This window comes from Rhizobium sp. N621, from assembly GCF_001664325.1.
Classification (GTDB): Bacteria; Pseudomonadota; Alphaproteobacteria; order Rhizobiales; family Rhizobiaceae; genus Rhizobium; species Rhizobium esperanzae.
In genome coordinates, this window is the sequence record NZ_CP013497.1 from 331,253 (window position 1) to 349,149 (window position 17,897).

Below are 17,897 nucleotides of genomic sequence, written 5' to 3' on the forward strand. Positions count from 1 at the left end.
CCGCGTCGCTCAATCGAATGGGAATGCCCACGGGGCAAGGAAAAACCTGGACTGCACACCGGGTCGCTTCAGTAAGGCGGGTCCGGGCCATTCACGCGTACAAATCAGCCGATAAAGAGGGCGAATGGCTGACCATGACAGAGGCGGCGGCGGTTTTGGGCGTGACCAACCACCGAATACGCCACCTGATCAAGACGAACGTGTTGTCTGCCGAGCAGGTGGTTCCCGGCGCGCCGTATCAAATCCGGGCCAGCAATCTGACTTCGGCAACCGTCCAAGCCGCGATAGCCCGAAAGGGCCGCCCGTGTCGCATTGCTGACACCGAGACGCTTCCAATGTTTACAGATACTTAAAGAGGGAGTGCACAATGACTCAGGTACGGCAACGCCGCGCAGGGCTCGTTCGGCGGCATTGTTCGTCAGACACAGTCTGCCGTCGTCGAGGAACCGGGCGAAGGCTTCCCAGCGACCCTCCTTCTCGAACATGTAGTTGATCGCCTCGGCGACGGGGTTGTGCTTCGACATTTGCCCGCGCTGGGCCATGAGCCAATCGTGCAGTTCTTCGACGAGCGGGCGAGCATGTTGCAGCCTCGCTGCGAGCCTATCCTCGGCAGGCATTCCGTTTATGCCGCGCTCGATGTCGAAGAGCGCGTCGATGCGGGCAACGGCCTCAAGCGCGACGGGCGATATCTCGTGGGCAGGTTTGCCCTTGCGCACGTTGCCGGCGATGTCAGCGAGTTCGAAGAATTTGCGCCGCGCGTGGCTCCAGCAAAGTGCGCTGATCACCAGCGCGGGGCGGCGGTCGGCACGATAGAGGTCGTTGTAGCCGCCATAGGCATCGGCTTGCAGGGTGCCGTGCCATCCGGCGAGATGCGTGTTGGGGTGGGTCTTCTCGCGATCGGGAGAGAAGTGGAAGAGTGCGGCGGGAGGCGCGCCGCCCGCGAAAGGGCGGTCATCGCGGACGTAAGTCCAGAGCCTCGCCTGCTTTGTTGCTCCCCTGGCCAGAAGCGGCACGGTGGTGTCGTCACCATGCAGCCGCTCGGCGGCCAGAACATGGGCACGGATCAGGTCATGGATCGGCTGCAGGGCCGTCGTGCAGGCTCCGACCTGATCGGCCAGTGTGGAGAGACTGAGAGCGACGCCTTCCCTGGCGTAGCGCTCAGCCTGGCGGTTCAATGGCTGATGTTGGCCGAACTTCTCGAACAGGATCGTCGCCAGCAGGTGCGGTCCTGCCCATCCCCGCGTGTCGCATGGAAAGGGGCCGGTGGCTGGCTGATCTTCTCGCAGTCCCGGCAGGTGAACTTCTCGCGCACCGTCTGGATCACCTTCCACTGGCGCGGAATGATCTCCAGCGTCTCGGTGATGTCTTCGCCCATCTTCACGATGCGGTGCGAGCCGCAGCAGGTGCAGGTCGACGGGGCATCGATGACCAGGCGCTCGCGCGGCAGGTGCTCGGGAAACGGCTTGCGGGCCGGCCGGCGGCGTTCGAAAGCGGAGACATTTGTGATTCTCGTCGCCACGCGTTCCGCAGCGATCTCGTCTTCGGTGGCGTCGGCTTCAAGTTCTTCGAGCTGCAATTCCATTTGCTCGATCAGCCGGGCGCGGCGCTCCGAGCTCTGGCCGTACTGCTCGCGACGTATCTTGGCGATCTCGAGCTTGAGATGCCGGATCATCGCCTCAGACGTCGTCACGACCGCGCGCACCTGTGCGAGGTCGGCCTCGGCAGAGGCGGCACGCGCTTCCGATGCCGCAAGCGCGGCGCGCAGTCTGGCTATCTCCGAAGCAGCATCATCCATGGCCGAAAGCTACCATGCCGCATGCCGAAAGCCCAACAAAAACAGAGGAATGCAGGCGGTCAGCCTGCCTTCGAAGGCCGCTGCGTCCAGCGCGGGTTGCGCCAGTCGATCCCTTCCAGGAGATAGCCGAGCTGCGCCGACGATACAGGCACGGCGGAGCCATTCTGGCTGACCGGCCAGATGAACTTTCCAGCTTCCAGCCGCTTCAGGTAAAGCGACATGCCGACGCCGTCATGCCAGAGGACCTTGATCAGGTCACCCTTGCGACCCCGGAAGCAGAAGACTTCGCCGCCATGAGGATCGCGGCCAAGACCTTGCTGAACCTTCAGCGCCAGGCTGTTCATGCCGCAACGCATGTCCGTCACCCCGCCCGCGATCCACACCTTTACCCCCGCGGGAAACGCGATCATGACCCATCCACGACGGGCAACAGGCGGGCAAGAATGGTCGGATCAAGCGAGGCTGGGATCGTCAGCCGTCGGCCATTCGGCAGGCCGATCTCGATCGTCATGTCGTCTTCAAATCGCGGCCGTGAGGCTACCTCGCAAGATGCCGCCGCCGGTGGCGAAATCGTAAGTGGCACGAAGCCCGTTGTAGCGGAACTGCTCAGAAGACCACTACGGTATTCCCGACGCCAACGGGTCAACAATGACCGTGACAATCCATATCGCCGCGCCGTCACCGAGCCTTTCCGAAAGCCTTGTAGACTTTCCTCGACGATCCGAACCTTCTCTTCGTCCGACCAATCCCGTCGGCGACCAAGATCGTCGACGGACAAGACCTCAATGGGGGAAATGATTGTAGCGCATGACATAAGGCATGGACTTAAAGCCAATCAGCAAGTCAGGACAGACGGCCTTCGCCGGATGGGTACGTACAAGACCGCCTACTTCCTGCTGCAGAAGCTCCGGGAGGCAGCCGACCTTCGCCGTGATGCGATCAAGCTGCACGGTACGGTGCAGATCGACGGCAAGTATGTGGGCGGCGTCCTCCGCAAGGTGACAAGAAGGAAGAGCGCAAGGACGGGCGCAAGAAGGAAAATCAGAACGGCAAGCGTATGTGAGTTCTGGCGCTGAGGGAGGCCAACCGCCATGCACCGAACAGAACGGTGACGCGGGTGATCCTGGACGAGAACGGCAAGGATGCATGGGCGGCCGTCGCCAAGCATGTGGAGCCGAAGGCGCTCCTGATCGCTGACGAACACAAGGCGCAACCAGGGCTTTGAAAGAAAGCGCTGTATAGATCCACCTGCTCCGCCCTTTTAGTCCGCTAGCAAAAGGCGGTAGGGGACCGACTTTTCGAAGCGGTTTCCTGCCGGCCGACAAGGGCTACGGCAGCGCTGAAATCCTCGCCAAGCCGGTCGAGTGTAAGGCTTCGGCAACATCGCGCCGAAGAACAACTGGAAGGCTCAGTCGTCTTCTCACGCTGGGTCTATCGGCAGCGTAACCTCGTGAAACGTCAAAAGCATCGGTTCGATCGTAATTGACGCAAAGCTGACAGTCGTGTGCGATCGCGCACATTGACAGGCTGGCATGATGCAAGCGCCGACGTGCATTGTGACCTCAACCCAAATCACTCCAATGCTGGGTTGGCCTTCGGACGGATCGCTCGCAAGGTTGACGCTGTTCAAATACTAGGCGGAGTGGCACAATCCGCGACTCCCGACACACGGTGAGCACCGGAAGACGCCTTCTGTCGCCATTGAAACATTCACTAACAATGATCTGGTGGCACACCAATTGCTTGTAGGAGCCCAGATCTCTGCCAGCAATGGTTCCGGTCCAAGCTCCAGTGGCTACTATCGACGATGACCAACACCTTTAGATGTAAGGCCCATCTTCGCCCATGTCGTACCGTACGAACGGAGCTCGTCAGCGATCATCACGCGCGGCGGCGTGCAGCCGATCCAAAGAGCTTTGTCACCAGCCACTGCTCAGCGCGGGAGCCTCTTCAGCTTTGGACCAAGACGTTGAGAGCGATGCCATTCTGGCCGACAGCGCCGCCGGAGCCAATGTTCTTCGCGCGCGATCGAAGTAACCGACGTTCAGATGTCAGGTCGCCACGAATGAGACTGCTTCAAGGGATTCCAGTGGGAGATCGCCTTGCCGAGTTAAGGCTCCCACTGGCACACGGTTTCATTGGTCACGCCGGTGCCGCATGTTGGCCGCCGCAATCCGCTAAACTTAACGGTGCCTTAGAACCTGAAGAGACACAGCGAAATCGGCCTTTTGTTTGGCACCGGTTGGACTAGGCCCGTTTTCGTTTTCGTCTCAAAAGTGGAGATGCGATATGATTTCGAATCACCAAGCCGACGTGGTTGGCGATAGCGACAAGCTCATCGAGCAAGCGCTGCGAGCTGCCATGGATACTGCTCTAAGTCCGGCTGCGCCGGCTCACCTGCGTGGAGCGCTGGACGCGGCAGTGTTTCCAGGGGGCTCCCGGATGCGCCCCAAGCTCTGCTTGAAAGTCTCCTATGTGTGCGGCGAAAAAGATCCTGAGCTGGCGACAAGAGCCGCGGCAGCAATTGAATTGCTGCACTGTGCCTCGTTGGTGCATGACGACTTGCCTTGCTTCGATAACGCGGCGCTACGCCGCGGCAGACCAACGGTGCACCGGCTTTTCGGAGAGCCTATCGCCGTTTTGACCGGCGATGCCTTGATTGTGATGGCTTTCAAATACCTCAGCTTGCAGGCTGCGCTAACACCTGAGTTGGGCGCGCGCATGATCGAGGTGGTTGCGGAGGCGGTCGGCCCCAGTCACGGACTGATCGCCGGACAGTCGATGGAGGCAATGACGCACGTCCCAATCGACCGCTATCACCATTACAAGACCGGCTCCCTCTTTGTCGCGGCGGCCACTTGCGGTGCCCTGGCAAGTGGTGCAGATCCGGCCCCATGGTCTAAGGTGGGGGAATTGCTCGGGCACGCGTATCAGATCGCCGACGACATCGCAGATACAGTCGGCCGCGCAGAAGTGCTTGGCAAATTGCCTGCCGTGGACACGCAGCTGAATCGACCCAGTATCGTTCGCGGCCAAGGATTGGACAGCGCAGCCGCCAGATTTTATGCGTATCTCGAACAGATAGGTGACACCATTCCTGCCAGCCCTCAAAAACGGTCCTTCGTTGACTGGCTTAATCATGCACTTTGCAAAGGCGTGGCTGGACCGGGAAAAGCCGGTCTGATTCAACAAACGGCGCTGGATTGCGCGCCTTTGTAAGCCCGAGTTACGGTACGCATAACCTAGCCGGCGGCATCATTACCGCTTCATCGTCAACAGCTGCTTCATGAACATTTCGTTCCCTGCATCGAACCGCTGGGCCAAGGTGGATTAGAGGTCTAGCTTTAGCGTTAACGGTTTTTGCAACCAGCTTGGAGGGCCGGCCGACAGAGCGGGCGACGCCGGCATCATCCGACTGGCGGATGCGCGGAGGGCAACAAGTGCGCGGAGGGCAACAAGCGCGCCTGGCGCAACGTCGCCAGATCAGGTGAGCCGGTGCAAAAGCAGGCGACGGCCAACTGGCGGATGACGACCTCGAAATGCGCAACGACCGCTTCGGTCGATACCGTAGCCGCCGGCAGCACGCCGGCTGCCTGCCCGGCAATGTCCGCACCCAGGCGAATGGCCTTGGCCACGTCGACGCCGTCGCGGATCCCGCCGGACGCGATAAGCTTCACCGTTGGCAGTGCCCGACGGACCGCCTGCAAGCTGGCCGGTGTCGGGATCCCCCAATCGGCAAACGCCATCGCCACTGCACGGCCGGCGGCATCGCGGGCGCGCTCGCCCTCCACCGCGGCCCAACTGGTGCCGCCGGCTCCGGCGACATCAATCACCTCAACACCCGCCTCGACGAGCGCGCAGGCCACCGAGGCGGACAGGCCCCACCCGACTTCTTTGGCCACGATCGGCACGCCCACGCTACGCGCGGCGCGAGCCACCTGCGCCAGTACGCCGTGCCAGTCGCGGTCGCCATCCGGCTGTAGCACTTCCTGCAGCGGATTGAGATGGACGATCAGCCCATCAGCCTCCAGCGCATCGACAGCCCGGCGCGCCAGATCAAGGCCGTCGGCCTCGCGCAGTTGCGCAGCGCCGATATTGGCCAGCAAGGGAATGTCAGGCGCCAGGCGGCGTAGGGCGCGCGTCAGCCCCTGGGAATTGCGCGATTGGAGGCTCACGCGCTGCGAACCGACGCACATGGCGATCCCCAAGGCTTGCGCCGCCTCGCTCAGGTGCCGATTGATGGCCTTTGCGCGTGGCATTCCGCCGGTCATGGAACTGATCAGCAGCGGCGCACGTATGGGCTTGCCTAACAGCGATGTGCGCAGTTCGATCTGCGTCAGGTCCAGCTCGGGCAGTGCGCAGTGTTCGAACCGGATTTGCTCCCAGCCGGCAGCGACCGTGGCTGGCGCCGTTCGCCGATCCAGCACGAGGTCCAGATGGTCGTCCTTGCGCCGGGTCAGGGCGTCGTCGCACCCGCTCGCTCGATCCGCCGTATTGGGCGTTGGCGTTGCGTCGGATCGGACCGAGGGCGCCGCGCGCACGCCGCCGCCTCCCGCGCGTTCACGCCGGCGCACGCTGGCCTCCCCCCGCCGCATCGTTGCCGTAGCGGCTGATCGAGGTCTGGTAGTACTTCGCGCGAATGACCGCCATGGCCTCGATTAACGGTCCCCATGGTGCAGGAAAGCGTTCTTTCACCATCACTCGGTGCAGCATGCGCGCATGGCCGACCAGCTCGTCGTTGAGGAAATCCTCCACAGGCATAGCCGGATAACGCTGCAGGAGCAGGATGGCAGCGTTGTCGGCTTCTCCCGCCGCCCTATCCTTGGCGCATCCATGCAGATCGTTCTGCAGGCGCCCTATCGTGGAGATGAGCCGCAGCACCTGGCGAAACGCCGGACGCGCGCGCAGGGTCGCCATGTCCAGCCCCCATAGCAACGACAGGCAACAGAACACGTTCGCGTAGGCGATCGAATCGATGGAATTGTGCAAGTATTCGGCGTACGACCAGCGTTCAGCCCCCGCCGCCTGCGCGGGTCCGGCGCGCAGCGCCGCGCAGTAGCACCGGGTATCGTTTAGAAGCTCAGTATAGTCGCGCCTATCGTAGGCGAGCGCGGCCAGGGAAGCGCGCAGCACAGCGCAGCCCTCGAAACCGGGGACCGCGCATGGCACGCCCTGCCCCAGCGCCTGCTCCACCGCGGCCAGCTGCTCCGGCGCGATCAGGCCAAGGTCGTTGCAATCGTCGAGCCAAAACAGTAGCGCCAACTCGCGATAAAACGCCACGATCAGCTTTTCGTCCTGCGGATCTCGGCCGGTGCGGGCGCTGATATCGTGCAAGCTCGGTTGGATACACTGCAGGATGTACTGTCCGCCCCTAACTGCTTCTACGGCATGCTCGTCGGCGAATCCGGTCAGGGAACGCCCCCACTCCAGTACTTGCTGCAGCGCGCTTTCCGTCGGGATCATTGCGCCATTCCTCCTGCTCCCTCGGTCGGGATGCGCCGCCCCCAACGAAGAGCCAGCCACAAGCCGGCGAGTTCGATCACGCGCACGACCCGGGTCGGGCAATACAATTCCTTGCCGATCCACAGCGGCGTCTGCGGCAATTCATGCGCCTCATGGCGAGCGAGCATCCACTCCAGCGCGCGCGCGACCGCCAGCGCGATGCGGGCGCGCCCTGTCGGCTCTTCGCGCCCATCCATCACGTGCAACGCGAACAGCGCATAGGCGGTTTCCTCAAATGTTGACGCGCGACCCGCGCCCCAGCCGCCGTCGTCGCGCTGCGCCTGCAACAGCGCCGCCAGCGCGCGCTCGTCGCGCCACTGGGGCGCGCCTTGCGCGAGCGCAGCGATTGCATGCGCGGTGGGATACAGCCACGAAACATGCCATTTGTCATTGTCCCATAGACCGTCCGCGTTGCGATTGGCCTCAAGGTAAGCGCTGGTACCGGCGGTGGGCTTTCCCAACAGTCTGAACGCATGCAGGGCGTGGATGTTGGTCGACACCGAGGCATTGCGCTCGCCGGGGAAGGTAACGAACAGCCCGCCGATTTCGAAGTGGCGCAACGCGTTGGCAGCCGGGTTGCGTCCTGCTAGGTGCAGGATGCACAACGCAACAGCAGTGTCGTCCGCATCGGCCGCGAAGTGCAAGGCCGGACCCAGACCGCGCACGCCCAGACAGGCATCGAGCTGCGCGACGATCACGCGCACCGCCTCGGCGAGCGCGGGATGCGAAAACAACCCGGCCAGATGCAGAGTGTACAGCGACCAGCATGGCTCGAACACGTTGATCGGCCAGACGCTGGGAACGACACCTTCGATGCCGCTGCGCGCCGCGCGCGATGCGGCCTGAAGATACCTGTCGGCACGCTCGACCTGTGGCGCGCTCGCCTGTGTGAGGGCGTGCGCACGCCACGCGGCGGTTGCCGCCGGGCTGATGCCGATGCTGCCGTCGTCGTCCAGGCATGCCGTGGTCGGCGACGTCCCCCAGGCTTCCCAGGAGTGCAACAACGGATGGCCGCTCGGCAGCGGTCCCACCGTCCCCAACTTAACCAGGCACGCTTGCCGCAACGGCAACAGCGCCGGGTAGCGCGGAAACACCACGTCGCCCACCAAGGATGTGGCCTCGCCGGAGATCTGCGGCAGGATCAGCTCCGCGCCTACCGGCGCGTCTTCCGGCACCGCATCTGCGTAGGGATCCGGCTGGCGCTCGAGGAACCGCGTTGCAGCCTGAACTGCGTCCGCAGCGCCGGGAAGAGGATCGGCACGCTGCAATGCAAGCAACGCCGCCCACGTGGGTACATGGCGGAACAGTGGGAAGTCAGCACTTCCCCACCCGCCATCGGCCTGTTGCTGCGCCATGAGCCACGCGTATGCGTTCTGCCGACCGGTGACGTTGCTGCTGAACTGCAAAACGCGCGCCGTGTCGTAAACGGACGGACTCACGCTGCCGCCATCGCGCGTCTCGTTCAGCAGGTGGCGCAATTCAGAAAGGATCTGTTCGGACAGCGCATTCATGCGGGATGTTCCTTCTGCAGGCAGTTGACGAGAAGCAGAATCGGGCGGACGCCGGGCACCGCGGCGGGCCGCGGTGGGCAACCGCTCCGATCTGCGCCGTGGAATCGGACACAATGTAGCATCTAGCGCTGCCGCCGGCCGATCGCAGCGGTACGGCGGCGCCTCCGTGCGGACCGGCGCCAATGCGCACGGCGCGTGCTTAAACAGATACCCCCCCGCTGCACGGCCTGCGCCAACCGCTCCGCACGCGGCCGCAGCGAGGTGATGGCTTCTCCGGCCCCTTGCCATAGGCCCGGCACTGACTGGGGCGCTGCATGCAGCTCCGTGATCGGCACGCCGGTTGCTTTTTTCTCCGCCGCATGCTTGCCGGGGGCTTCCCCAGCGTCGCGTCATCCGCTGGCGTGTCATCCTCGACCACCTACAATACAAGGCCGAAACAGGCGCGATAGCGATCCAGCGCGCGGTACAGCGTAACGCGCGGCATCCTCCGCGACGGCGCATAGCGCGCCCATGCCTATGGACGCGCGCACCGGCAATCCGCCGCACGCCAGCGCGCCCGATCCGCCGAACAGGGAAACGCCAGTTCGGTCGTCGTTTAGCGTGGAATCCTTCTGCATGTTGTTCATCTCCTTGTACCTGACAGAGAATGCCGCGGCGAGCGGCGAGCCGCCGCGGTGCTGCCGGCGTCGCACTGCGCGCGCGCCGAGTGCAGCAATGCCGCTCATCGCCGTCGCCGCTGCCTCTTGACACGGGGCAGAGGATCCCAGCTCATGAGAATCCGATGCGGATTGTCATGGACGGATGCGGTCGGGTAATAACGCCGGCCTTTTTCGACGCCGCTCATCAACCGCGGCCGCACCCCGGCCTCCTGCATGGTCAATGCCAAGGCGATGCTGAACTGCACCAGCTCCAGCCATACAAGGTGATAGCCCATGCAGACGTGTGGGCCGGCACCGAACTGCAGCATGTCCACCGGCCGGATCGGCTCCGTGCGTTGCAGCCACCGCCCCAGACGAAACGGATCGGGCGCTTCGTGCAGCAGCGGCGAGGTCGAGAAATGCAGCAGTGGGATGCACAAATGAGTGCCCGCAGGAATGCGCCGCGGGCCGAGTTGTAATTCCTGCATCGCGCGACGCGGTACGAGCGAGGAAGCCGGATGCATTCGTAGCGTCTCCCGAAACAGCGCCTCTGCGACCGGACATTGCGCCAGGTCCTCGTGCCCGGTCGGCACCGCGCCCACGCGTTGCGCCTCTTCGACCAGGGCGTCCCACAGCTCTGGATGCTGCGCCAGCTCGATCACCATCCAGGCCATCGTCGAGGCGGAGGTCTCGTGGCCGGCAAGCAGCAGCAAACGGATATTGGCGACCAGGACGTCATCGGAGAGCGCGCCATCGCTGCAATCGAAGGCGCTCACCATGTCGTTGATCAACCCGGTGCGCGCGGCGGGCGCGCGCGCGTCCCGGATGAACTGGCGCGACTGCGCGTCGATCCAATCGCGGGCGGCGCGGCCGCGCCGCAGTGGCATCCCCGGCAGGTCGATCGGGGTCGCGACCATCAATTGTAGCAGTTGCCGGTACTTGCGATGCCACTCCGACAGGTCTTGGGCGGGGATGCCCATGAGACTGAAGGTGAGTTTGAGCATCAGGTTGCGAGTGTCTGGCAGGATAGCGACTTCACCGCGGTCGCGCCACGCCTTGACCTGAGCCCTAATAATTGGTTCGAACAGCTCGCCAATGCCGGCCTCGGACAGACCCCTGGGCAGAAACGCCGCCTTTATCCCATCGCGCGCCTGCCGGTGCGCGCTACCGTCCAAAGTGACCAACGTTCCGCCAAGGATGTCGGGCGCCATCTCTTCGATCAGTGCCGAGGACACTTCCTTGTGCCGGAGCAATGCGAGCGCATCCGGATCCAGGCATGTGATCAGGTGTCCGGCCGGGCCGAAGTCCAGCCAGAAGTGGCTGCCTAGCGTCCGTTCCGCGCGCCGCAGCAGGCGCGGCAGATCGCAGACGATGGCGGGAAGATGCCCGACCAGGGGGAAAGCGCCAGGCATGACCGGGATGTCGTCCCGTAGCCGGCGCCAGCGGTTCAGCGGGTTGAGCAGCATGTCCATCACCAATGCGACGCTGCGGCTGCTTCGGCGGCGTCACCGGCCGGCCGAGCCGCGCTGTTGCCACCGTCGGCGTAGGTTGGAACATGCGCCAACATGCCGCCGTCGATGCACACCACTTGGCCGGTGATGAACGCAGCCTCCTCCGAGAGCAGGAACGCGACCAGCGCGGCTACGTCCTCGGGGCGGCCGACGTGCGGCAGGAGCTGGTGCCGGTGTAGATGCCGTTGCATGCACTCGTCCAGCTTGGCGAAGAGACGTTCGGTCATGACAAGACCTGGCGCAACCGCGTTGCAGCGGATCTTCGCGTGTCCGTACTGGGTGGCAAGCGAGGCCGACAGCATGTTCATTGCGGCCTTCGACGCGGCGTATGACGTCAGTGCGGTGTCGCCGCTGAGCCCTTGGCACGATGACATGTTCACGATCGCGCCACCACCACGGCCGATCATTTGTGGGATGGCCTGCCGGCAGCAGAGGAGCGTGCCGCGCAAATTGGTCGCCATGGTCTGGTCCCAGACCGCCACGTCCAGGTCGAGGATCGCGCTGTCGAGCGGGGTCAAATGCATGGCGCTCGCATTGTTCACAAGCACGTCGACCCCACCGAAGCGCCGCTTCGCCGTTTCGAACAGCTCTGCCACCGCCTGCGCATCTGCGATGTCCATGGCCACGGCCAGCGCTTGGCCCGCTTCGGCTGCGATCTGTGCGGTGCAGGCGATGGCAGCGGGGCCATCAATGTCGGCAACCACCACTCTGCCGCCCTCGCGCGCGATGGCGAGGGCGCATGCCTTGCCGATCCCGGCGCCGGCGCCGGTCACCACGGCCACCTTGCCTTTAAATCGTTCCATCATGTTCTCCTGGATTGCGTAGGTCTTTCGCTGCATGTCGCTCAGCGTCTGCCGGAGAGGGCGTAGGGCCGGGGTTGGTGCAATGGTCATCGCCGGCTTCGCTTTCGATCACCCGATGGCCGCGACGGGGCACTGGCTGGCTGCGAGCCGCACAGCGGCATGCAGCGCCTGCGGGACCGTCGCCATGCACACTTCGGCCACGCCGTCCGGTTCGCGCTGACGAAAGGCGCCCTGCAGCGTCAACACGCACTGACCAGTGGTTCCGCACAGATCCTGGTCGACCACGACGCGAACCTCAGCCGCCGCCTGCGCGCGCAGCCGCACCGGCAGCGCGCGGAACGTCCTAAGGAACGCTGAGCGCTCCCGGGTCGGCTGCTCGGCCAAGGCCAACGTGGGGAAGCGAGCCTGGATCTGCGGCAGGCTCTCGGTCAGCTGCACCCTGGCGAGTTGCGCACCTAGGCAGAAGTGGATGCCGTGGCCGAAGCTCAGCATAATCTTTCCGTCGCTCGACATGCCAGGCCTGGTGCCGTAGAACCGCACCGGATCGAATCGGTCGGGATCAGCGAAAGCGTCCGGGTCGCGATTGCCGGCCGCGATCAGCACGCGCACGTCCGCGTCCTTCGGGATCACCACGCCATGCAATTCGATGTCGCGCTGGGCGATACGCGGAATGGAGCTGAACATGGCGGGCGCCTCGCAGCGCAGTACTTCTTCTACAAATGCCTCCACCCCTGCGGCGTCTCCCTGCAGCCAGTGCCGCTCCTCGGGGTAGGCCAGCATCGCCAGCACCGCATGGTCGATAGTCGCAGCAGTGGTGGCGAAGCCGCCCAGCAACATGCCCCACAGCATGCTGATCAACTCCGCGTCCGAAAGCGTATCGGCGTCGTCGCTGTGTGCGCCGACCAGTGTCGACACGATGTCGCGGCGGGGATCGGCGCGCTTGCGCAGTATGAGGTCGCCGAAATAGGCCTTCACCCTGGCGCTGGCCACGTCCGCCGCGGCGAGCTGTGGATCGCTGGCGTGCGGGCTCAGGCCTTCTAGAATGGCGCTGACGATCGCTGAGAGCTCGAACATGTCGTCTTGGGGCATGCCGAACAATTCAGCGAAGACAAGCATGGGCAAGGCCAGTGCGAATTCCCGATGCAGGTCCACCGCCTCTCCTCGCTCCAGTGCGGGCGCCATGCCATCCAGGCGGGCTGCGACGATGCGCGCGATGCTCGGCCGCAGGTTGTCGATCTGGCCCACGGTGAAATCGCGCGAAATCAGCCGGCGCAGACGCGTATGCGTCGGTGGTTCCTTCATGGCTAGCGTGGACGCCAGCAGATTGAGCGACAGGCTGGACGCCGCACGCGGGAAATAGCGCGCCAGTTCGGATGGCGCCGGCCCCCGAAACGCATCGCCCGTGGCCTTGAACGCCCAGTAGATGTCGGCGTGGCGGCTCAACAGAAAGAGGCCCGACGCCGCGCGGTGCACCGGATCGTGCTCTTGCAACCACCGCATGAACGGGTACGGGTCTTGGATGCATGCTGGCGACGCTAGCTCGGCGAAGGCGTCGTGGCATGCTGCCTTGGTTTCTTGCACGTCCATCTTGGTTACCTGTCGGGTGGCTGATCTGACCGGCCCGCGCCAGGCGCCGTCAAATGAGAAGATTGCGATGCCGGGGGGCGTCCGCACCAGAGCACCGGCATTTCCTCGAACCCGCCGGTGATGATCTCCTTGCGCGACTTCAGTTCTTCGGGCGCCACGGCCAGGCGCAACGCGGGAAAGCGCTGGAAGATCGAACCGAATACGGCCTTCAGTTCCAGCCTCGCCAGCGCCGCCCCGATGCAATTGTGCTGCCCGTAGGAGAACGCCAGGTGGGGATTTGCGTCGCGTCCGATGTCGAAGACTTCCGGGTCTTTGAGATGGCGCGGATCAAACGAGGTCGCCGGCAGGCCGACCAGTACTTTGCTCTCCGCGGGTATATGCACGCCCGCGATGGTCACGTCGGTCCGGGGGTAGCGCATGATGCCGTCCCAGCCCGCGCCAGGCGAATACATTCGCAGTATTTCCTCCACCGCCTTGTCCACCAGGGACGGATCGCGGACCAGGCGTTCGCGCTGTTGCGGATGGCGAAACATGGCCAGCAGGCCGAATTCGATCTGCGCGACGGTGCTCTCGTGCCCCGCCACCAGCACGCCCGCCGCGAGGCCGACCGCCTCTTCCTCGGTCGCTTCACCCTGGTCAACCGCGGCTAGCAGATCCGTCAGCAGGTTATCGCCCGGATCCTGTCGCTTGCCCCGTATTTTGCCGTGAATGTAGGCGCGGAGCTCTTCCCAGGCCAAGCCCGACGCGCTGCGCGGGCCGCTTTCATGCTGGTGCGTCATCACCTCGTCGGAGAGCTCTGCGAAAAAGGCGTGTTCCTCGAAGGGCACGCCCATCAGCGCGCTGATTACCTTGGCCGGAAGCGGAAAGGAGAGATGGCGTCGCAAGTCTGCGGGCTGGGGCTGAACCGCCAGCGTATCGAACAACTGCACGGTGATCGCCTCGACCTGCTGCGTAAGCAGCTTCACCCTGCTGTTGCTGAAGGCCGGCGCCACGATCGTGCGTAACCGAGCATGCTCGTCCCCTTCGTGCGAGACCAGCCATCCCGGCGAACCGAGAATGACCGAATCGGGGGTGAAATCCGCCGGAGGCATTCCCGCGGGCAGGAATGCCGCGTCAGACAGCACCGCCTTGGCCTCGTCATAGCCTGTCACCCACCAGCATTCGTGCCCGGACGGAAGGCGCACGCGGTGGATCGGACCTTTGGCGCGTAGCGCTAACATCTCGGGCGAGGGCTCGATGTGATCGACCCGCCACATCGGCAGCGTCGGCAAGGATTGTTCGGACATGGTGACGCTTCACTCTTTAAGCCCGGAAGGGGCGGAAGATGATGGGCAGACTGCGGGCAGCAAATGAGTTAAGGCAACGTGTAGACCACGCCCTCTGCGGCGATTGCCAGCGCCAGATCCTCCGGCCGCACGAACGGCGGGGGGAAGACACTTCCCAATTCCAGGCGCGCCAGCGCAGCGCCCAGGCACAGATGCGGCCCCTGGCCGAGCGGCAGGTGCGGGTTTTGCAGCCGGTTGAAATCGAACATGTCGGTATCGCCATAGGTCGGCCGACCGTAGGAATTGGCGCAGCAGGTTCGACCGCACCCGCCCACCGACCCGTCCGCAAACAGAACTTCCAGTCCAGTCCCACACCCCCGGCTTCCCGCCTGGCTCAAGGTCTGCCGCTTTGGCTGTACCGCTCGCGACGTGGGCGATTGTTGTGGGTCGCAAACGAAGAACTCTAGATCGCATCTAACACTCCTCACATTTTCCCGGCACACACAACCGAGCCACTATCATTGCCCAGCAAACCATCGGAACTCACGAGACGCGAACAGCGATGCGCCGCCCGAAGGCCATCGCGCTGCGATTGGCGACATACCGTGACCAGAGCAAATCGCGTGCCGAAGTGAATTCGTGGGTTCAGCAGGCATTTCGTAGCAGCGCGTAGTGTCAAGCTCCCGCCATTCAGTCTCAATGCCGACAACCGCGGAGTACATGTCTGACAAAAGACTGCTCTAACGCCGGTCTGCGTCCGATAGTCGGCGACCTGCATGGGATGCCCTCGCGGCGGGCTTTCGTGCAACAATCCGCGCCATCTTCGACGTCGAAGTTGCCCCGCGAGTTTTCGTCCGATGGGCGGGAACGTCGTCGACTGCGCCGAGGCCGCCGCGTTAAAAGCGCCGGCTCTGGGCAAATCAGACTGGACCCGCCTCGACCCTCCGGTAGTAAAGTTTGCGGAGCTTATTTCCGCCAAATGCAAGTTCTGAGCTTGTAGTCATCTCGTTGACGTTGTTCTTAATGTTTCCACCCCCGCGCTTACCGAGACGGTCGAGCTTCTCGATCGGCGTAGGTCGAAAAGGCAACGGGAAACGCTCAAATTTCGAAGCATGTTCTCTTCCGGAAACATGTCATCTAATCAGGAGCGGCGGTCGGCAACAGTCGCCTGAGTCGGAGGTGCTTTCTAAACCAGACGATGCCCAATCAAGAAGCCTCCTGCCGAAGATGAAGCAATCGGGAGACCAATGCAGCATCTCATGGACCGCCGCACCGTGGTGAAGAAAGCGGTCCTCGGTTGCTGGAGGTTGTTGAGTAGTTCCATGACATCGAATTGAGCTTTAGCCTGATGAATTGGGTCAATACCTACACCGCTAACTAAGGGGTGCGCCGTTTACGCCTTAGGTCAAGCTGGGGGACGTTGGACTGCTCTGACCTGCCCCTGCGAATTTCCTCCAGAATTGATTAGAGTCCGGCCCATCAAAGGACGGACGCATGAAGAAGCAGAGATTTACGGAAGGCAGATTATTGCGGTGCTGAAGGAGCAGGAGGCGGGCGCAAAGGTGGCCGACCTCTGCCGCAAGCACGGAATTTCAGAAGCAACGTTTTATAATTGGAAAGCCAAATACGGCGGTATGGAAGTCTCCGAGGCGAAACGGCTGAAGGCGCTTGAGGACGAGAACGCGAGACTGAAGAAGCTGCTCGCCGAGCAGATGTTGGACGCAGCAGCACTCCGCGAGCTTCTTTCAAAAAATGGTAGGGCCTGTCGCCAAGCGTGACGCCGTCACGCATCTGAAGACCGTCATGGGTCTTTCGGAACGGCGGGCCTGCCAGATCATATCCGCCGACTGCAAGACGATCCGCTATCAGTCGAACCGACCGCCGGAAACCGAGTTGCGAGCGAAGCTGCGCGACCTCGCCAATGAGCGGCGGCGTTTCGGCTACCGGCGGCTGTTCGTCCTGCTTCGGCGGGAGGGAGAACCGTCCGGGGTCAATCGCATCTATCGCCTTTATCGCGAGGAGGGTCTCTCTGTCCGCAAGCGCAACGCCAGACGCCGTGCTGTCGGCACGCGTGCTCCGATTCCGGTCGAAGCTAAGGCCAATGCCCGATGGTCGCTAGACTTCGTGCACGACCAGTTCGCTTGCGGAAGGAGGTTTCGCGTGCTCAACATCGTCGATGACGTGACGCACGAATGCCTGGCGGCGATCCCGGACACCTCGATCTCCGGTCGTCGTGTCGCTCGCGAACTGACGACCCTGATCGAACGACGCGGCAAGCCGGGGATGATCGTCTCCGACAACGGCACTGAACTCACCTCGAATGCGATCCTCGCGTGGTCGAAGGATCACAAAGTCGACTGGCACTACATCGCGCCGGGAAAGCCGATGCAGAACGGCTATGCCGAGAGCTTCAATGGTCGGATGCGCGACGAACTGCTCAACGAAAGCCTGTTCTTTGGCCTCAATCATGCCCGAAGCGCCATTGCCGAATGGGCGGACGATCACAATAATTTCCGGCCGCACTAATCGCTCGGATATCAGACCCCGGAAGATTATGCCGGGACCATCGCCGCAACCGGCTCCAACGCTGCGCAAGATGAAGGCTTCGCGTTTCCGCCGGTTGCTCACACCGCGCCACTTGACGTATTCAAAACCGCCGAGGCTCTAATCGCCGCCGGATGAAAATTCAGTGGCAGGTCAGCTCAGTTTCATCGCGATCATGTTTTTGTGGCTGGTTTGCCTGCCGAGTTCCTGAATGTATCGACCTGTCGCTCTCGCGCGTGGGCCGGAAGGACATAAATAGCAGGCTCAAGAAATAAACGACCTGAAGGAAAACCGAAGCCGCTAGTGTTACGGCGAACGCTTTGAAGATGGAAAGCGACGCGGCGTAGGCCGAAACAGCGCTGGTGCACGTGACCAGTAGCAGGATGCAAAAAAAAGTTCTAAAGGGCAAGGTCTTGCTCCCGTTCGTTCGTCCAATACTTGAACTGCGTCGACGCTGACGTTTCGCCCGATTCGTCCACGCTATGAACGTGCATGACTTCGCCGTGAGTGCCATAGGTTGCCAAAAGTTGGGTCAGCGCGAATACGCCAAAGTGACGACTTCTTCTTTCGCGGCTTCCGACTCGGCAAATCCTGTTCGCCAGACTCCGAAGGCCGCCGCCATAGCGAGCAACAAGGCGGCGCCAGTATCTCTCCGGGATACGCAATAAAATCTGCCGCTTCCTATCTATTGCATTTTTGTACGTTCTCCGCTGAGGTCGCGATCGGCTTGTTTGGTGAGAC

The 17,897-nt window shown here is 63.0% G+C and carries 14 protein-coding genes and 3 pseudogenes; 5 read left to right on the forward strand and 12 right to left on the reverse strand.

Going from position 1 to position 17,897, the window contains the following annotated elements; translation table 11 throughout:
* Positions 1-104 precede the first annotated feature (104 nt).
* From tnpC to tnpA, 3 genes are all read right to left on the reverse strand, one after another.
* A protein-coding gene (gene tnpC, locus AMK00_RS31390; protein ID WP_237350495.1) for an IS66 family transposase occupies positions 105-1,795 on the reverse strand; the annotation gives its coding sequence in 2 pieces (ribosomal slippage) (positions 105-1,243 and positions 1,243-1,795; 1,692 coding nt in all).
* Between the two features lie 59 nt (positions 1,796-1,854).
* Positions 1,855-2,205 carry an IS66 family insertion sequence element accessory protein TnpB gene (gene tnpB / locus AMK00_RS24135; RefSeq protein ID WP_016737501.1) on the reverse strand — a complete coding sequence of 117 codons (351 nt, stop codon included), beginning with the start codon at positions 2,203-2,205 and terminating at the stop codon, positions 1,855-1,857.
* On the reverse strand, positions 2,202-2,609 hold the full coding sequence (gene tnpA / locus AMK00_RS33745) for an IS66-like element accessory protein TnpA (RefSeq protein WP_011053439.1): 408 nt from the start codon (positions 2,607-2,609) through the stop codon (positions 2,202-2,204). Before tnpA ends, tnpB begins: the two co-directional genes overlap by 4 nt.
* Here tnpA and AMK00_RS24145 point away from each other — a divergent pair.
* The 4 genes and pseudogenes from AMK00_RS24145 to AMK00_RS24155 all read left to right on the forward strand — a co-directional run bounded on the left by AMK00_RS24145 (position 2,581) and on the right by AMK00_RS24155 (position 5,014).
* Positions 2,581-2,871 carry a hypothetical protein gene (locus AMK00_RS24145; RefSeq protein WP_008536527.1) on the forward strand — a complete coding sequence of 97 codons (291 nt, stop codon included), beginning with the start codon at positions 2,581-2,583 and terminating at the stop codon, positions 2,869-2,871. The two genes, tnpA and AMK00_RS24145, sit on opposite strands and share 29 nt — an antisense overlap.
* A 32-nt stretch (positions 2,872-2,903) precedes the next feature.
* A complete protein-coding gene (locus AMK00_RS32215; RefSeq protein WP_008536526.1) occupies positions 2,904-3,020 on the forward strand; it encodes a transposase in 117 nt (38 codons plus the stop codon).
* Between the two features lie 86 nt (positions 3,021-3,106).
* Positions 3,107-3,254: pseudogene (locus AMK00_RS33750) on the forward strand (IS5/IS1182 family transposase); the annotation flags it as partial.
* A gap of 830 nt (positions 3,255-4,084) precedes the next feature.
* Positions 4,085-5,014 carry a polyprenyl synthetase family protein gene (locus AMK00_RS24155; protein WP_008536525.1) on the forward strand — a complete coding sequence of 310 codons (930 nt, stop codon included), beginning with the start codon at positions 4,085-4,087 and terminating at the stop codon, positions 5,012-5,014.
* A 188-nt stretch (positions 5,015-5,202) separates the two neighbouring features.
* On the opposite strand, the gene fni is transcribed toward AMK00_RS24155, so the two are convergent.
* From fni to AMK00_RS24195, 9 genes and pseudogenes are all read right to left on the reverse strand, one after another.
* Positions 5,203-6,369, reverse strand: a complete 1,167-nt coding sequence (gene fni / locus AMK00_RS24160) for a type 2 isopentenyl-diphosphate Delta-isomerase (protein WP_016737499.1) — start codon at positions 6,367-6,369, stop codon at positions 5,203-5,205.
* Positions 6,356-7,258 carry a terpene synthase family protein gene (locus AMK00_RS24165; RefSeq protein WP_008536520.1) on the reverse strand — a complete coding sequence of 301 codons (903 nt, stop codon included), beginning with the start codon at positions 7,256-7,258 and terminating at the stop codon, positions 6,356-6,358. The genes fni and AMK00_RS24165 overlap by 14 nt, the downstream gene beginning before the upstream one ends.
* Complete coding sequence (locus AMK00_RS24170; RefSeq protein ID WP_064812005.1) at positions 7,255-8,808, reverse strand: hypothetical protein; 1,554 nt, start codon at positions 8,806-8,808, stop codon at positions 7,255-7,257. Before AMK00_RS24170 ends, AMK00_RS24165 begins: the two co-directional genes overlap by 4 nt.
* 404 nt (positions 8,809-9,212) lie before the next feature.
* Positions 9,213-9,533 (reverse strand): hypothetical protein, encoded by a 321-nt coding sequence (locus tag AMK00_RS32220; protein ID WP_123876250.1) that lies wholly within the window; start codon positions 9,531-9,533, stop codon positions 9,213-9,215.
* Positions 9,534-9,576: 43 nt separating this feature from the next.
* A pseudogene (locus AMK00_RS24175) lies at positions 9,577-10,918 on the reverse strand (cytochrome P450).
* Complete coding sequence (locus AMK00_RS24180) at positions 10,918-11,760, reverse strand: SDR family oxidoreductase (protein WP_040111858.1); 843 nt, start codon at positions 11,758-11,760, stop codon at positions 10,918-10,920. Before AMK00_RS24180 ends, AMK00_RS24175 begins: the two are co-directional and overlap by 1 nt.
* 108 nt (positions 11,761-11,868) lie before the next feature.
* Positions 11,869-13,347, reverse strand: a complete 1,479-nt coding sequence (locus AMK00_RS24185; RefSeq protein ID WP_237350496.1) for a cytochrome P450 — start codon at positions 13,345-13,347, stop codon at positions 11,869-11,871.
* A gap of 5 nt (positions 13,348-13,352) precedes the next feature.
* Complete coding sequence (locus tag AMK00_RS24190; protein ID WP_064812006.1) at positions 13,353-14,633, reverse strand: cytochrome P450; 1,281 nt, start codon at positions 14,631-14,633, stop codon at positions 13,353-13,355.
* 68 nt (positions 14,634-14,701) lie between these two features.
* Positions 14,702-14,881 (reverse strand): cytochrome P450, encoded by a 180-nt coding sequence (locus AMK00_RS24195; protein ID WP_008536508.1) that lies wholly within the window; start codon positions 14,879-14,881, stop codon positions 14,702-14,704.
* A gap of 1,225 nt (positions 14,882-16,106) precedes the next feature.
* Between AMK00_RS24195 and AMK00_RS24205 the strand changes: the two are divergent.
* Positions 16,107-17,294 (forward strand): annotated as a pseudogene (locus AMK00_RS24205) (IS3 family transposase).
* Positions 17,295-17,897 lie beyond the last annotated feature (603 nt).

Bases quoted from the DNA above. Each gene is read 5' to 3' on its own strand.
- tnpB (WP_016737501.1), bottom strand. From the start codon at position 2,205: ATGATCGCGTTTCCCGCGGGGGTAAAGGTGTGGATCGCGGGCGGGGTG.
- tnpA (WP_011053439.1), bottom strand. From the start codon at position 2,609: ATGTCATGCGCTACAATCATTTCCCCCATTGAGGTCTTGTCCGTCGAC.
- AMK00_RS24170 (WP_064812005.1), bottom strand. From the start codon at position 8,808: ATGAATGCGCTGTCCGAACAGATCCTTTCTGAATTGCGCCACCTGCTG.
- AMK00_RS32220 (WP_123876250.1), bottom strand. From the start codon at position 9,533: ATGAGCGGCATTGCTGCACTCGGCGCGCGCGCAGTGCGACGCCGGCAG.
- AMK00_RS24185 (WP_237350496.1), bottom strand. From the start codon at position 13,347: ATGGACGTGCAAGAAACCAAGGCAGCATGCCACGACGCCTTCGCCGAG.
- AMK00_RS24195 (WP_008536508.1), bottom strand. From the start codon at position 14,881: ATGTTCGATTTCAACCGGCTGCAAAACCCGCACCTGCCGCTCGGCCAG.
- AMK00_RS24180 (WP_040111858.1), bottom strand. From the start codon at position 11,760: ATGGAACGATTTAAAGGCAAGGTGGCCGTGGTGACCGGCGCCGGCGCC.
- AMK00_RS24145 (WP_008536527.1), top strand. From the start codon at position 2,581: ATGGGGGAAATGATTGTAGCGCATGACATAAGGCATGGACTTAAAGCC.
- AMK00_RS24190 (WP_064812006.1), bottom strand. From the start codon at position 14,633: ATGTCCGAACAATCCTTGCCGACGCTGCCGATGTGGCGGGTCGATCAC.
- AMK00_RS24155 (WP_008536525.1), top strand. From the start codon at position 4,085: ATGATTTCGAATCACCAAGCCGACGTGGTTGGCGATAGCGACAAGCTC.
- AMK00_RS24165 (WP_008536520.1), bottom strand. From the start codon at position 7,258: ATGATCCCGACGGAAAGCGCGCTGCAGCAAGTACTGGAGTGGGGGCGT.